Below are 14,608 nucleotides of genomic sequence, written 5' to 3'. Positions count from 1 at the left end.
GCAGGATAGCTTTTAGTGAAGAGTGCTCTGTACGAGCAAGGCAAAGTTCACCACGTAGGATCCTTCCCTGCTCTTGAGGACCAGATGTGTGACTGGGTTCCGGGAGAAGGAAGTAGTCCAGATAGAGTGGATGCACTTGTATGGGCGTTGTCAGAGCTTAGTAAATCAAGGTACGGACCGCAGAAACTGAATATGTCAGCACTTATCAAAACAAGACCGAGGTAATTATGAGACCAAAACTCTATGCAACCGTGAGCAAGAATACGACCGCAGTACTCCACAGAGTGATGAAGGAGCAGGATTGCAACAAGAGCCAGGCGGTGGACTTCATTGCAGAATATTATTCGAAGATGCAGAATAATCTCAGGGAAAAGCAGGTGGAAGAGACCGCAGAACTTGTGATTGAGAAGTTAAGAGAGAAGAGGTTGGTGTAGAGATTATGATCAGGTGACTCGGACTTTTATGGGAAATATATAAGGTGAAAAAAGTGTACACTTTAAAATATAGAGAACTACTCTTTAAATTATTGAGTTACCGTTTGGAAGTCTGTTTCAAAATAACATGAACACTCAGCAAAGTAATTTTTATTCATATTGTAAATTTAGCAATAACCTTCTATCTCCGAAAAAATCTTCTTGTAAAGATTCAAGTAATCCTCATTCGGAATCATGCTGTATTCCGACTTTAATGTATAGCACTCATTGAAGGGTTTACCTTTTGGAGAATCTAACAATCTGTCTTTATATTTTGAATAGATCTTGCTCACGACAGCATTTGCATCTTCCATTGTAAGATGCGTTGCCATATGAGCAATTTCACCCATAAATCTGGATTCGAGACCTGATGATTGGTCTATCAATGCTCCACGACCACCAACAGGACCTATAAGAATATCCCTCCCACTTACAGTGTCGCCAATTGCCTGGGCAGCAGTTTCATAGAACATCATATCAGTACAACATCCGGCCCTGTTAAAGTAGTGTCTGGCTGTATAGTGTTGCATATTTCGGGAAATGGCAATTGAAGCCATATTGGAAGCCCAGATGACCTCTTTTGCTGAAGATGAATTTGTACTTGCATGAACTGATCCTGACACATGGAAATTTGCTCCGGTGATCATTTTAGACTGTATTGTCTCTGCAACATCTACTATAGCAAGTCCTTCTGCCGATCCGATGCTATTTCCACCTAATACTGCAGATTGGCTTGAAAAGAATTTGTTCCCATGTGCAAGATGGAATATTGACTTGTTGAATGTTTCAAAGTCAGTTTTGATCTCGCTCAACTGGTAAACTTCCTGGGGATCATTTCTTGAATACATTTCGTCAGATGATACAAGCATATAAGAAGGAGAACTTGTTGGTGTGCAGGGTCCCATCAATGCAAGTCCTTCTCTTGAAGCTATTTTAGTGGAAAACCTTTCAAGTCTAGCTTCCTTTAATGTAGCAAGCAATCCATAGGGACTTTTTCCTTGGATGTAATTGCCACCCATAGTCTCCATTGCGCCGCCATAAACACCCTGTATTAAGGGTTCGTATGCGGAACTTAGGTGTATTTCCAGGAAGTATTCTTCGGATACTGTACCACCCATCGGACCGCCTATAATAACAGGGGGTTCCGAATCCATAGTATATCGGTTTGGAACAGATACAACTTCATTGAATCTTCCGATTTCCAGTGTTTTCGGAACTTTAATTGAACTTAATATTTCGTCTTCATCCAGTTTTATAACTCTGCCTGTATCGCTACAATAGACTCCTACTTTGAGTAAAAGATCCAGAGCTGCTTCAAAAACCGAATCTGCAAACTCCGTCTCAGAAGGGATAAATTCATCCTCATCATAAGTTATGCCATGGGAAGTAGCAAGTTTCTGGGATTGCCTGAAAACTTCCATATCATGTTTATGTTCATCCCTTTTTTCGCCCTGCATTGCCTTTTCCAAATAGCTGTGGATATCTACCATCTTAACTCACCTTTAGGAACTATAATAATACATCCATTTCTTCAACTCACAAAAGTCTCAGCGATCTCTACTGCTTCTGTAGCAGTTCTGGCACATGCATCAGCTCCTATGGAGTCGGCATACTCCTGAGTAACAAGTGCCCCGCTGACAATCACTTTTATATTTTGTCTGATCTCTTTTTCTTCTAGGAGACCAATCAGTTCTTCAAGATTTCTCATTGTGGTACTTGTCATAGAGGAAACTGCAATGATGTCAGCTTCATTGTCAACTGCTGCATCGATTATCTCTGATGCAGCCTTGTCTTTTCCGATATCAATAACGTTAAATCCTGCTATCCTGAGCATACTGGCTGCAATGTTCTTTCCCAGATCATGAGTGTCATTTCTTACAGTAGCCATTACAATAGTTCCCTTGCCTTTCATTTCGATGGCCTTTTCAGCCATATTTTCAGCAATGAGCTTGTATGCTTTATCAAATATCAATGTTGAATTCACCAATTGGGCAAGGAAATATTCCTTTTCTTCGAACCTTCTTCCAATTTCAGTAAGAGCTTCTGCGAACTTTTCTAAAAGGTCTTTAATTTCATATCCACTATCAATCCATTTTTCAATGACGTTAAATACTTTCTTTTCATCGATCTCTACGAACGATTCATATGCTTCTACAAGCAGTTCCTCTTTTGCTGGCATTGCAGTTCCCCTTTAGAAAGGATATAATATGTTTTCAGAGGCTATAATATATCCGTGTTTCGTCTTTGTGAAAAATCCCAATCAGACTAAAAAAGCAGTTGTAAACCTTTAAATAATCCACCTGCCTACTGAATTATAGTCTATCAGATATTTTGGATGATTTTATGAAAAGCAATATATTCGGAACAGGCGATATGAAAATATTCAGAGATAGATCTGCGCTATCTCCAAAATACTTACCTGAAACTCTTGTTGCCAGAGACCAGCAAATAGGGAATATTGCTAATATATTGAAACCTGTACTTTCTAACGGGGAACCGAAAAATGCGTTCATATATGGAAAAACCGGTGCAGGAAAAACTGCCGTTGTTAGATATGTATTCAGGATATTAAATGAAATCACATTAAGAGAAAACAGGAATGTAAATACTATCATCCTGAACTGCAAACAAGTAAACAGTACAAGTCACATCATTTTTGAAATAATCAAGAGTATTGACCAGGATGCTGATGTTCCAAGAAGTGGTCTTTCCATAGGAGAGTATTACAGCATACTCTGGAAAGTTATCAATAAAAGCCAGTCAACAATAATCCTGGTCTTTGATGAAATTGACCAGCTCAAGGACCATAATGTTCTTTACAATTTAAGCAGGGCAAGTGAGAACATGAATATTGAAAATGGTCTTCATATCGGGATCATAGGTATATCAAATGACCTTTTCTTTTCAGAAAAATTAGATCCCCGGGTTATTTCATCCCTTAATAAAAGGGACTTTGTATTTCCACCTTATAACATTGAGCAAATTTCCCTGATTTTAAACGATCGTATAGAGCTTGCCTTTGAAGAAGGAGTTGTCGATAAAGAAGCTGTTGAACAATGTTCAATAATTGCATCTCAGGAAGATGGTGATGCACGTAAAGCATTGGCATTGCTTGACACTGCAGGTGAGATCACTGAAAGGAATAGCCTGGAAAAAATAACAAAAGAACATGTACTGCTTGCTCATGAAGAATTGAACAAGGATTGCTTTTTTGAGATTATAGAAAGCCTTCCTGTCCAATCAAAATTAATGCTCGCAAGCATAGTTCAACTAATTGAAGAATTAAATGACAAAGTTACTACTGGTCAGGTGGAAGTAAGATACAAAGAACTGGCTGGCCGTAATGATTTAAGGATTCTTGGTCGTTCGAGTGTTTCCCGGATCATAGCTGAGTTTGATATGCTTGGGATAATAAATGCGCCTGTAAGAAGCAAAGGACGGTTTGGAAAAACTCGCCTGATCTCAATAGACGAGAACATGGATAAGCTGAAAGAAGTTCTTTATTCAGATTACAGGCTACTAAATAAATAAGTAAATATGTAAAAAATGCAGCTTTTTTAGTTCATATCAGATGCACTTTCTGTGAAATTAGTTCATAATCTCTTTCTTGATGGACTCATAATTCTGATCTGCAACTTTTGTTGACCCTTCAAATAGCTTCTTTTCAAAATCAAAGAGTGATGCAAATTCATCAACAGTCTCGTCGAATTTTTTCTCGTAACATAATCCTGTAGATACTTTTCCGACGTTCTTGTAACCGGAATAATCAAATACCATTTTTGTCATTTCGATATCATCAGGGTCCGAGGTCATTCTTGCAAGAACAAGCATTTCTTTCCAGTTCGCTGCCTGCATCGGGGTCAGGAAGTATATGCCTTCTCCTTTGTTTCCACCGGTCACAGCTTCAACATATGTACCTCTGTTGCCAAAAGCAGCACAGATACAATCATCCACGATGTTCCCATCGTCGTCTTTCAGTATTCTCACCGGGATGCCTAGCTGGGCAAAATCAGATTCGATCGCTCCAAGTACATTGCCACAAAGACCATAAAAGATCAGTATTCCATCGAATAAGTTTCCTTTTTCTTCGATGGTCATGTAGACCTTATCCTTGAGAATGGAAGGATCTGCATCCAGTGCAAACTCCAGGATATTCAATACAACTACAAATTCATCAGTGGATTCTGTTCTGGAAGTTATATCTTCAACGGATATTTTTTCGTATCCAACTGATGTTTCTGTAAATTTATTTTCAATTCCTTCGATGTTCTCATTTTCTACCAATAGCAATCGGGTATTTTCATCTTCTCTTTCAAATATGTTAACTAGTTCATCTTCAAACATACGACAGGATATCAGGTATAAAGATGGCATATTCCAATCCTCCGATTTTAGTTTTCAAGACATGAATACCTAGAGCAAGAAATGTAAGTTTTGTTTTAAGCAGTAAATTGTAACAATTCATTAAAAAAGGAATGTAATGATATGTGATCTTATCAATCGCCTCTTTTTTCAGGAATTACATTTTCATCGACCGGGTAACCGTAAGGACAGACAAGATTACAGATGGTACATTCCATGAATCCTCTCTCCGTTATGCGACGTATGTGTTTCTCATGCTTAGAAGAAATTTCCTTATCGAATTCATGTGAAACAACGCATTTGTCGTAGATCAGTTTCTTTCCGGGTTCTACTCCCTGGGATGGTCCTGGAATTAGTGCACTATACGGACAACTTTTGACGCACAATGATTTTTCCTGACAGAGTAGCTGTTCTGCACACAGGTCCCTTGTGAAAGGTTCATCCGGTTCAAGTTCCGCATCTGTTAGTACTGTCATCCATCGCACTCTTGGACCATACTCGGGAGTTATTACCTGAGTGTTGTGTCCTATAAAGCCCAGTCCTGCAAGAGTTGCAGCTATCTTTTCCTGAACTAAATGAGTTGGTATTGCCTTGTATCCTTTTTCATTTAGCCAGGAAACCAGACGCCATCCCCTGGTTTCTGTAACCTCATAATACATGTTGTAGTAGTCAGCTTCTCCGCCAGAAAAATCCCCGGTGCTGACAGATGATATAGCAGTATTCAGTCCTTCATCCCAGAGTACCAGACCCATAACAAATGCAGATTTGGCTTCCGGCATGACTTCAGATGGTCTCATGAGTCCTCTGTCATCCGGGAACTCGGCTTCTTCCAGTTTATTGATGTCAGAAACACCAAATAATTGGAATCCCACTTCAAAGGCTTTTTCTCTGATCTCTTCTTTTAAGCTCATATTTTTCCTCCAACACAAAAGAAGAATCATTGAAATGATTCTTTTTTGTCATACTTAATAAAAGGTATCAGTGGGTATTAAAAACTTTCCACGTATGGTGCAAATACACCTTTTTTAACATGGAATTTATTTATTAGAATCAACTCACTTTACGTATAGGTAGCGTTATTAAGATTCGCCGAGAATTATAATTTATTAATAAAGCTGTATTTTCATTTTTGTTTTTGCGATTGATCATTTTTTTATTAGCACCTTTTTTTCAAAAATGCCTTAATGAGATTGCATCCTGATGAGGAAAATGAAAAAAAATCAGCGATAAAAGCTGGTATGTTGACATTAATAAGATTAAGGAAAATAACTATTGATCAAATCAGTCAATCCAACAACAAAGAAATAGAAATACCAAAAACAGATAAATTGATCAAGATAAGTGAGGAATTACAATCTAAGATTAATGTAAGCTTGCAGGAACTCAAAAACTAGGTTTAGGTTTTTCAATTATATTTTTTACTTGTTGATTTTGTCTTTTTAATATCGTTTTTCACTTGTCCTCTTGTTGCCTGAAATTGTCGCTTAATTTCCGTAGAAAAACGACAAGAAACTCATTTGCAACAAGTTGTTTCCACATATCCAACCGTTCTTTATTTGTGAATTAAGAGTTAAAAGCTTATCTGCTTTCGTATTTTCCTTCATATAATTCAATTTTCCTTTAGAAAATCCCATCTACTTCCATATATTTAGTGTTTTTCCAAAAGCATGTATTAAACTTATATAATTGCAGCATTCTGATTCCACTGCATGATTGATACCTGTTCTACATGCACTTTTTACAAGCCAACTGCTCCCACATACGGTTTTTGCAGACGCGAGTCTCCAGTTGCGAAGGTTGGTTTTCCGCTAGTTCCCTCTGATGAATGGTGTGGCCAACATGAACCCAGGAGCAGAAAACCATGATAGAATCATATGCAACTGAAGCAGCTACTTTTCTGATAGGAATTGGTGCAGGCATAGTCATAAGGGCAAAGCTTTGGTGGAAGAACAAGACCGCAGAAGAACGAAAATCCTTCGTCTACGAGATTCTGCAGTCACTGGAAGATGGTAAAATCACCACTGTAGAAGCGAAGGCTCTACTCAAAAAACACCTGTGAGGCATCCATGGTCCGTCTGAATGCCACAATCAATGACCCACATAATAAGCCGATTACTCTCATGGCATCCGCAGGTATCAAACGAACAGACACATCTACCAAGTTAGGAGGATACCAGAACTTTGACACTGATAGCCGGTTCAAATATTACCAGCAGCTTTCAACTTGCACTCCACATGTTTCCACATCTTTGAACAAACTGGCACTTTCCCTGGTAAAAGGCATGCAGTTTGATGGAACCGGTTCCAAGATCATTAAAGATTTTGAGCGATGGTCCGTTAAGGTCAACTTCCTTGAGCAGGTGCAGACACTTGCCAGGCTTCTCTGCAGGGACGGAACATATGTGGCACTACCCAACGGGAACGCAGAGACCTTCTCTCTGATACCCCTGCTCATGCAGAATACAACTATTCTTCCAGAGGATTTTACTGTTGGCGAAATGAACCCTAAAGAAATCCTCACACCCCCCACTGGATCTATTGTTATCAATGAAAGTGACAAGGCTAAAAGAAAGATATTGAAGATTAACGATGTTGTCTATGGTTCCTACAATGCCTGGGATACTGTTCAGAAGGATTCCCGCAAGCGAGATACATACGGCATTTATGGTGCTTCCATGATGAAACCCATTGAACTTAGTATCCGGAACCTGCTGAACATCAACCACGGATACGTTTCATTTGTTAAGAAATACGGCAATGGTAGGTATCTTATTGACTTCAAGCTCCTTGAGAAACTGGTTGAGCAGGAAATTGTTAGCATAGAGGATGCTCAGAAGGTCATAGATGCATGGCTTGACGAACACAAATATCTCTCGGAGAACGAGGATATTGCTGCAGTGGGCCTGGATGTTATTCCAGTGGATGCAAAGGGGTCTTTAGATGTTATGTCATTCAAGAAATCTCTGGAAACGGATATTCAGATAGGCTTGTTGCAGTCCCCTCTAAGCATGGGCGATACGAAAGGATCCACCTATGCTGCTGGATATGTATCCGAAGAGGATCGCATGGTTGTCCTGGAAGGTCTGCAGCATATTGTCCGGAATATTGCTAACAGTGCCATCAATATGCGTCTTCGACTCATGAACAAAACGGAAGATTCTGTATGGATAGAATTCGAGGAGCTGAGCCGACCACAGCTGGAATCCCGTGATGTAATAGAATGGTACAATAGCGGAGTTCTTACAAAAGAACAGCTTCTCAAATGGGGCGGATTCCCGGTTGAAGGGGAATAATCAGGTGATATGACGTCACTTCTGAAATCTCCAGAACTTATTCGGGTCGAGAATCAGCTTATCTCGCTTTTAGAACGCACCATGGAGAGAGTATTCAGATTAAGGACCATGGACTATAAGCGAGAGCTTGTCCACAATGTCCGTAGGGAATTTGGATCAAAGACCTATGTGAATCAACTGGACAATATCATCACAGAGATCATCAAACAATCATTGCTATATACAGATTCTCAAATGAACCTGATCTCTGCAGCTGCAATTGAAGATTCCTATGTGTTAACAGAAGAAGCTGTGAGGATTTCTACAAAGACGCTCTTTCTACATAGGATTCTCTCTCATCATTATGATTAGTATCTGTTTCAAATAGTTAGAAATGTTTTTATACATAGTAGCTCACATCTATCCATTTAGAAGTAGTTTTGTAAAAACGGTCGACTAATATTTTTATATAAACTGTTTTGCAAAATGGGTGGTAAGATGAAAAATAGGTTTAGCGATAAAAAAGGCCTGTTTGGCAGGTCGTTCTTTCTTATTCTTGTGGTTATGATATTCGCATTTGTTGTTACAACAAGTGGATGTTTAGATAATGATTCTGAAAATGACAAAACTGTAATTGATAATGTATCAGAAGTTGATTACAATGAAATAAACTCATCTAATAGTGAAAATGAAAAAGTCTATTTCGCTACACCTGATGATTCTAGTGAAATGGAGCCTGTTGATAAGATTCTAAAGCAAAAAGTTCTGATTCCAATAACTTCAGGCAGTAAAAAGAGTTCTTCATCGTCTTCAGGAAGTGCAGGTGCAACACCCATAATGGTCACAGGTATCACTGTAACTGGAACAGGTTCAGCTACTAATGTCATACTTGATCAAACACTGCAAATGAATGCAGATGTGGTGCCTGCAAGTGCAACTGACAAAACTGTTCTTTGGACCGTAGTGAACGGAACAGGGAATGCTACTATTGACTCAAATGGATTGCTCACTGGAAAAGCACTTGGGAATATTACCGTAAAGGCAACAGCTAACGATGCTTCAGGTGTTGAAAGAACACTTCAGGTCATAGTGACCGAACCTCCTGTGCTTGTGACGGGTATCACTATAAACGCTGCAGGTTCAGTGGCCAATGTTGTCAGTGGCCAGACATTAGAAATGAATGCCAGTGTACTTCCTTTCAATGCAACCGATAAAGGTGTCACATGGTCAGTGATCAACGGAACCGGTAGTGCTACAATTGATGTAAATGGCCTATTGACTGCAATTGAAGTCGGCAATTTGACGGTGAAGGCAACAGCTAACGATGCCTCAGGTGTTGAAGGGAGCATGGTTGTTACTGTTGATCCAATACTTGTAACCGATATCAGTGTGACTGGAGCAGGTTCAGCTACAATGATTGTGAATGGTGAGACCCTGCAAATGAATGCAGATGTGTTACCTGCTGACGCAACTGATAGCAGCGTAACATGGTCCGTTATCAATGGAACCGGCAATGCTATGATTGATGCAAATGGATTGTTAAGCGCTACTGGAATGGGTACAGTAACCGTAAAAGCAATTTCAAATGATGCTTCTGCAACTGTTGGAACAAGTACCATAACCATTGCTCCTATGGTATATACTGTATCATTTAACAAAAACAACGGTGACACAGATGCTAATCCACTTAGCAAAAACGTTGCGGAAGGCTCAACAATCGATTCCTTACCTTCCGAACCAACAAGAACTGGTCATACCTTTGAAGGCTGGAACACTGAGTCAGATGGATCAGGTACTTCCTTCACGACTGCAACCGTTGTGAATGGCGACATCACAGTGTATGCTGTCTGGAAGCCTATTAGCTATACCGTGACCTTCAACAAGAATGGTGGTGACGTTGATGCTTCTCCAACCAGTGACACTGCAGACTATGGTACAACTCTTGATTCGTTACCAGCTGCACCAACAAAGACAGGCCATACCTTTGAAGGCTGGAACACTGAATCAGATGGTTCAGGTACTTCCTTCACGACTGCAACCGTTGTGAATGGCGACATTACAGTTTATGCTGTCTGGAAGCCTATTAGCTATACTGTTACCTTCGACAAGAACGGTGGTGACGTTGATGCTTCTCCAACCAGTGACACTGCAGACTATGGTACAACTCTTGATTCGTTACCAGCTGCACCAACAAAGACAGGCCATACCTTTGAAGGCTGGAACACTGAATCAGATGGTTCAGGTACTTCCTTCACAACTGCAACCGTTGTGAATGGCGACATTACAGTTTATGCTGTCTGGAAGCCTATTAGCTATACTGTTACCTTCGACAAGAACGGTGGTGACGTTGATGCTTCTCCAACCAGTGACACTGCAGACTATGGTACAACTCTTGATTCGTTACCAGCTGCACCAACAAAGACAGGCCATACCTTTGAAGGCTGGAACACTCAGCCTGATGGTCTTGGAAGTTCATTCACCAGTTCAACAGTGGTGACAGAAGACATCACAGTTTATGCAACGTGGCAACTTGCTACCTATACTGTTACCTTCGACAAGAACGGTGGTGATGTTGATGCATCTCCAACCAGTGACACTGCAGACTATGGTACAACTCTTGATTCGTTACCAACTGCACCAACAAAGACAGGCCATACCTTTGAAGGCTGGAACACTGAGTCAGATGGTTCAGGTACTTCCTTCACAACTGCAACCGTTGTGACTGGAGACATCACTGTCTACGCAATGTGGAAGCCTATTAGCTATACCGTGACCTTCAACAAGAATGGTGGCGACGTTGATGCTTCTCCTACCAGTGACACTGCAGACTATGGTACAACTCTTGATTCGTTGCCAGCTGCACCAACAAAGACAGGCCATACCTTTGAAGGATGGAATACTGAATCCGATGGTTCAGGTACTTCCTTCACGACTGCAACTGTCATAACTGACGACATCACTGTCTATGCAATGTGGGAAGAGATTATCCTTGTGCCTGCAGGAACATTGCTTGATGCAGAGCAAGGATCAGACTTCACCGGCGTCCTATATCACAGGAACAGTAAGTTGTATTACAACCAGGAATCAAATGGGAAATGGAGCGGAGAATCCTGGGTTGGAAATGGAACAGAGGGCAGAATAGCCATTGACAGTTCTGGCAATATCCATGCTGCCTACACGACAGACGGTAAGATCGGATATCGTGTATTCGATGGAAGTGACTGGAACACTGAAGAACTAATCCTTTCAAATAATGGTGGCTCCTGCTCCAAGCCGGATATAGCTGTGGATATTGATGGTGATGCTCATATCACCTACACCGATACACGTGGACAATTAGGCGGTTACAGAGAAAAAGATGATATAATGTATGCCAATTCTTCGACATCTTTTGATAAGAATGTAGTGTACAATGGATATTATGAACATTGGGGTGGTGCAGATTACATCGGTATGTATTATCTGAAAGGCTCTTTTATAACAGTAGATTCAAATAAGAATTATTATATTTTGAGCCACCAACAGCGCTATGACAAGAGTATGAGTTATGCGGATTCGTATTATTCAGTTGTCGTTAAATCAAATCTGGGCTCAGGTAGTACATCTGAAATATACAAGAGTGGAAGTTCTGTTGCCATCTATGATTTTATAACAAGAGATGGTAAACAGTATGCTTTGTATAAACACACCAATCCACTGTCCTCTGAATTATCTGTCAGCGGCAATTTGATAAGCTTTGTTAACTCTGCATCGATAGGATCTGCAACCTCAGCTTATTCGCACGATGTGCTCTCTGGAGATATTGTTGTGGGTAGCAAAGATGGAAGTAACCTTCAGACAAGCTACAATGGAATTTCTGCAACTAACAGCTCCATAGTGGTTGGAGGTAACGCAGTTTCAATCGTCAACGATGGAGCAAATTTCTATGTGTTCTACACTGATAATGCAGACGGCAATATCAAGAAGATGTTAGTACTTCCTCTTGCACCAGCATAAGGTAGCACATGCTCAGATAGATAAAAAACGGAATTTTTAGTATTCAGGATTTTTCCTGAATACTTATTTTTAACTCAAAAGTGAGAAGTCCCCTTCCTCGGAACGTAGCGACAGGTAGGAGATGAAAGCGTCATAAACCAATCAAAAAACAGTATCAAACACTAACAATTAAATAATCTTAAATCACAATATAAAACAGGTATTTTTTATGCAATTGACATTACCAATTAAAATACAGTCTACTCCAGAACAGGAATCTGTTCTATGGAATCTATCGGAGAAATGTAGGCTTATTTATAATTTTGGTTTGAAAGAACGTCAGGATGCATATCGAAATAAGACTAAAATTGGTTATATTCAACAGCAAAATAAATTACCTGAAATTAAGCAAAGGTTTCCTGATTATAATATAGTATATTCCAAAGTACTACAAGGATGTTTGAAATGTCTTGACAACGATTATAAGTCTTTTTTCAACTTGAGAAAGAACAAAGATATTAACGCAAGACCTCCTGGATTCAAAGGTAAAAAGTATTTCACTACAATGATTTACAATCAATCCGGATTTAGTATAACTGATTCCAATGATAATGTTCTTGTAAGTAAATCAATGGATACCAGGATTCATAAACCAGAAATTAAGTATTCGCAACAAGATAAAATCTACATTGATTTCTCACACAAACATCCTTCTGGAATATCTCTAAAATTTGAACTTCCTGTTACTTTGCTTGAAAAACAAATATTCAGTAAAGCTACTGATATTGATCAGGTAAATATTTATCAGAAAGACAAGGATTTTTACATCTCAATTACTTACGAAGTACCTAAAAAAAAGTATAGTAATAATGATAGTTATCTTGCGATTGATATTGGTAGTTCAAAACAAACAATGGTTGATTCTGATGGCAAATTCAAGGAATTAAAGAATAAAAGATCAGACAAGTATTGGGAGCCTAAAATTCAATCAATTCAATCTCGAAGAGATAATTGCAAGAATAAAAGTAGGAAATGGAAACAACTGAATAAGAATTTAGTCAGAATGAAAAGGAAATCATCTAATCAGTTGAAAGATAACCAGCATAAAATTACCAGAAATATAGTTGATAATACGGATGCCAATACCATCGTTATTGGTAAACTTGATGTTAAGCAAATGGCTTCAAAGAAGCCTAAAGCAAATAAAAAAGATAGGAGTACCAATCGTGGTACTCATAATTCAGGACATATAGGACGATTTGCTCAATTCTTAACCTACAAAGCTGAAAGCTTGGGTAAGAGAGTAATAAGAATTGATGAATCTTATACCTCGAAAAAATGTTGTATTTGTGGAGCTATCAAGAATATGCCACTTGATTACAGAACATATGAATGTGATTATTGTGGTAATATTCTTGACAGAGATATGAATAGTAGCGTGAACATTCTCTTAAGGTATTTCAAACATAATGCTTTGTGGACAAGCTATCAATCAATGATTGATAATCTACGACAAACAGGTTTGTTGATCGGAATCATTCCCAACAGAATGATTACGAAATGAGACTTACACTCGTAGGAAGCTCCTTCCTCGACAGCCGAAGGCTGGCAGGGAGGAGGAGTTCACCAATCGACATTTGAGGTGGTAGAAATTGAACAAAGTTATAAAGTGGGTTATCGTATTCTTAATTGCCGTGGCTGTTGTCTTAACTGCAGTCACCATAATTGGCAACTTATACTTCACTGTGAATACTGTCGAGACGAGCAGTGAACAGGTTGTCAGAATAAGTGAGGAAAACCTGGATAACGACCAGCTAATGATCTGTATATCAACAACAATGGACCAGGTTGCCAGTAGAAGTGGTGAAGACCTGGATAACGACCTTTTGATTGCGAGAAGCTACGGTTACGAAGATCTTCTGGTCTTCACATATGTTCCTAGTACTCCAGAACAGAAGATTGACCTATATGCTGACTATAAAATAAAGGAAGATGGCACAACATTAGCCGCTGGAAAGCACAGACCATATGAAGATGTTTCTGTTGATAAACCAATAACCTTTGAAGTTCAAAGGAAGCCATCCTCAGTGTATGAACTCGACATATCTGTCGAAGATACAGATGGAAATCTGGTCCATAAAAGCAATATGAAAATCGGGTTGAAGAATAACTATACTTATAGTTAAGAACTGTTTGTTTGAAACTTATGGTATTTATATTCCATTCTATTGAATATGGAGTTTGCGCTCTGTAGAAATCTCCAGTATTTGAGTGTAAATTTAACTTAGAAATAATTTCAGTACTTCTCTAATTTTAAATGAACCACAGAGTAATCTCCCCCCAATAGCTTTATATGCGGTGAAAACCGCGCCCTATGTCATTTCTAACGTATAATTCCCGTAAAGATCCTAAAGTTGTGTTAAAACCAAAACAATGTATTGATGCTGTTCTTAAACCACTTATCTGAATTAACGAAAACTTAGCTTAAAGTTCATCCTTTGAGTTGCGCATAAAATAGCCGAAACG

13 protein-coding genes are annotated in these 14,608 nt (G+C 39.2%); 9 read left to right on the top strand and 4 right to left on the bottom strand.

Annotated features, from left to right (window positions below; all coding sequences use genetic code 11):
• Positions 1-15 precede the first annotated feature (15 nt).
• Together J2746_RS03915 and J2746_RS03910 are read left to right on the top strand one after the other, a co-directional pair.
• Positions 16-225: a hypothetical protein gene (locus tag J2746_RS03915; RefSeq protein WP_209616603.1), complete on the top strand. Its 210-nt coding sequence runs from the start codon at positions 16-18 to the stop codon at positions 223-225.
• Between the two features lie 2 nt (positions 226-227).
• On the top strand, positions 228-434 hold the full coding sequence (locus tag J2746_RS03910; protein WP_209616601.1) for a hypothetical protein: 207 nt from the start codon (positions 228-230) through the stop codon (positions 432-434).
• A 167-nt stretch (positions 435-601) separates the two neighbouring features.
• On the opposite strand, the gene J2746_RS03905 is transcribed toward J2746_RS03910, so the two are convergent.
• Together J2746_RS03905 and J2746_RS03900 are read right to left on the bottom strand one after the other, a co-directional pair.
• Positions 602-1,963: a monomethylamine:corrinoid methyltransferase gene (locus tag J2746_RS03905; protein WP_209616598.1), complete on the bottom strand. Its 1,362-nt coding sequence runs from the start codon at positions 1,961-1,963 to the stop codon at positions 602-604.
• Between the two features lie 41 nt (positions 1,964-2,004).
• The gene (locus J2746_RS03900; RefSeq protein ID WP_209616596.1) at positions 2,005-2,652 is read right to left on the bottom strand and encodes a cobalamin B12-binding domain-containing protein; all 648 of its coding nucleotides are present in this window, start codon (positions 2,650-2,652) and stop codon (positions 2,005-2,007) included.
• 164 nt (positions 2,653-2,816) lie between these two features.
• On the opposite strand from J2746_RS03900, the gene J2746_RS03895 reads away from it, so the two are divergent.
• Positions 2,817-4,004 (top strand): Cdc6/Cdc18 family protein, encoded by a 1,188-nt coding sequence (locus tag J2746_RS03895; RefSeq protein ID WP_209616593.1) that lies wholly within the window; start codon positions 2,817-2,819, stop codon positions 4,002-4,004.
• A 57-nt stretch (positions 4,005-4,061) separates the two neighbouring features.
• Here J2746_RS03895 and J2746_RS03890 read toward each other — a convergent pair whose 3' ends face one another.
• Positions 4,062-4,847, bottom strand: a complete 786-nt coding sequence (locus J2746_RS03890; RefSeq protein WP_209616589.1) for a DUF1638 domain-containing protein — start codon at positions 4,845-4,847, stop codon at positions 4,062-4,064.
• Positions 4,848-4,969: 122 nt separating this feature from the next.
• Entirely contained in the window at positions 4,970-5,746 is a 777-nt protein-coding gene (locus J2746_RS03885; RefSeq protein WP_209616586.1) for an epoxyqueuosine reductase, read from the bottom strand.
• 950 nt (positions 5,747-6,696) lie between these two features.
• Between J2746_RS03885 and J2746_RS03880 the strand changes: the two genes are divergently transcribed.
• The 6 genes from J2746_RS03880 to J2746_RS03855 all read left to right on the top strand — a co-directional run bounded on the left by J2746_RS03880 (position 6,697) and on the right by J2746_RS03855 (position 14,268).
• Complete coding sequence (locus J2746_RS03880) at positions 6,697-6,894, top strand: hypothetical protein (protein WP_209616583.1); 198 nt, start codon at positions 6,697-6,699, stop codon at positions 6,892-6,894.
• A gap of 7 nt (positions 6,895-6,901) precedes the next feature.
• Entirely contained in the window at positions 6,902-8,128 is a 1,227-nt protein-coding gene (locus J2746_RS03875) for a hypothetical protein (RefSeq protein WP_209616580.1), read from the top strand.
• A gap of 9 nt (positions 8,129-8,137) precedes the next feature.
• Positions 8,138-8,479: a hypothetical protein gene (locus tag J2746_RS03870; protein WP_209616576.1), complete on the top strand. Its 342-nt coding sequence runs from the start codon at positions 8,138-8,140 to the stop codon at positions 8,477-8,479.
• 126 nt (positions 8,480-8,605) lie between these two features.
• Complete coding sequence (locus J2746_RS03865) at positions 8,606-12,103, top strand: InlB B-repeat-containing protein (protein WP_209616573.1); 3,498 nt, start codon at positions 8,606-8,608, stop codon at positions 12,101-12,103.
• A 208-nt stretch (positions 12,104-12,311) separates the two neighbouring features.
• Complete coding sequence (locus J2746_RS03860) at positions 12,312-13,646, top strand: RNA-guided endonuclease InsQ/TnpB family protein (protein WP_209616570.1); 1,335 nt, start codon at positions 12,312-12,314, stop codon at positions 13,644-13,646.
• Positions 13,647-13,734: 88 nt separating this feature from the next.
• The gene (locus J2746_RS03855) at positions 13,735-14,268 is read left to right on the top strand and encodes a hypothetical protein (protein ID WP_209616567.1); all 534 of its coding nucleotides are present in this window, start codon (positions 13,735-13,737) and stop codon (positions 14,266-14,268) included.
• Positions 14,269-14,608: the final 340 nt, after the last annotated feature.

Source organism: Methanolobus bombayensis (genome assembly GCF_017873415.1).
Taxonomy (GTDB): Archaea; Halobacteriota; Methanosarcinia; order Methanosarcinales; family Methanosarcinaceae; genus Methanolobus; species Methanolobus bombayensis.
The sequence above is the reverse complement of the archived record's forward strand: the minus strand, read 5'-3'. Positions and strand labels throughout refer to the sequence as shown.

Bases quoted from the DNA above. Each gene is read 5' to 3' on its own strand.
- J2746_RS03890 (WP_209616589.1), bottom strand. From the start codon at position 4,847: ATGCCATCTTTATACCTGATATCCTGTCGTATGTTTGAAGATGAACTA.
- J2746_RS03870 (WP_209616576.1), top strand. From the start codon at position 8,138: ATGACGTCACTTCTGAAATCTCCAGAACTTATTCGGGTCGAGAATCAG.
- J2746_RS03885 (WP_209616586.1), bottom strand. From the start codon at position 5,746: ATGAGCTTAAAAGAAGAGATCAGAGAAAAAGCCTTTGAAGTGGGATTC.
- J2746_RS03880 (WP_209616583.1), top strand. From the start codon at position 6,697: ATGATAGAATCATATGCAACTGAAGCAGCTACTTTTCTGATAGGAATT.
- J2746_RS03865 (WP_209616573.1), top strand. From the start codon at position 8,606: ATGAAAAATAGGTTTAGCGATAAAAAAGGCCTGTTTGGCAGGTCGTTC.
- J2746_RS03905 (WP_209616598.1), bottom strand. From the start codon at position 1,963: ATGGTAGATATCCACAGCTATTTGGAAAAGGCAATGCAGGGCGAAAAA.
- J2746_RS03895 (WP_209616593.1), top strand. From the start codon at position 2,817: ATGAAAAGCAATATATTCGGAACAGGCGATATGAAAATATTCAGAGAT.
- J2746_RS03875 (WP_209616580.1), top strand. From the start codon at position 6,902: ATGGTCCGTCTGAATGCCACAATCAATGACCCACATAATAAGCCGATT.
- J2746_RS03900 (WP_209616596.1), bottom strand. From the start codon at position 2,652: ATGCCAGCAAAAGAGGAACTGCTTGTAGAAGCATATGAATCGTTCGTA.
- J2746_RS03910 (WP_209616601.1), top strand. From the start codon at position 228: ATGAGACCAAAACTCTATGCAACCGTGAGCAAGAATACGACCGCAGTA.
- J2746_RS03860 (WP_209616570.1), top strand. From the start codon at position 12,312: ATGCAATTGACATTACCAATTAAAATACAGTCTACTCCAGAACAGGAA.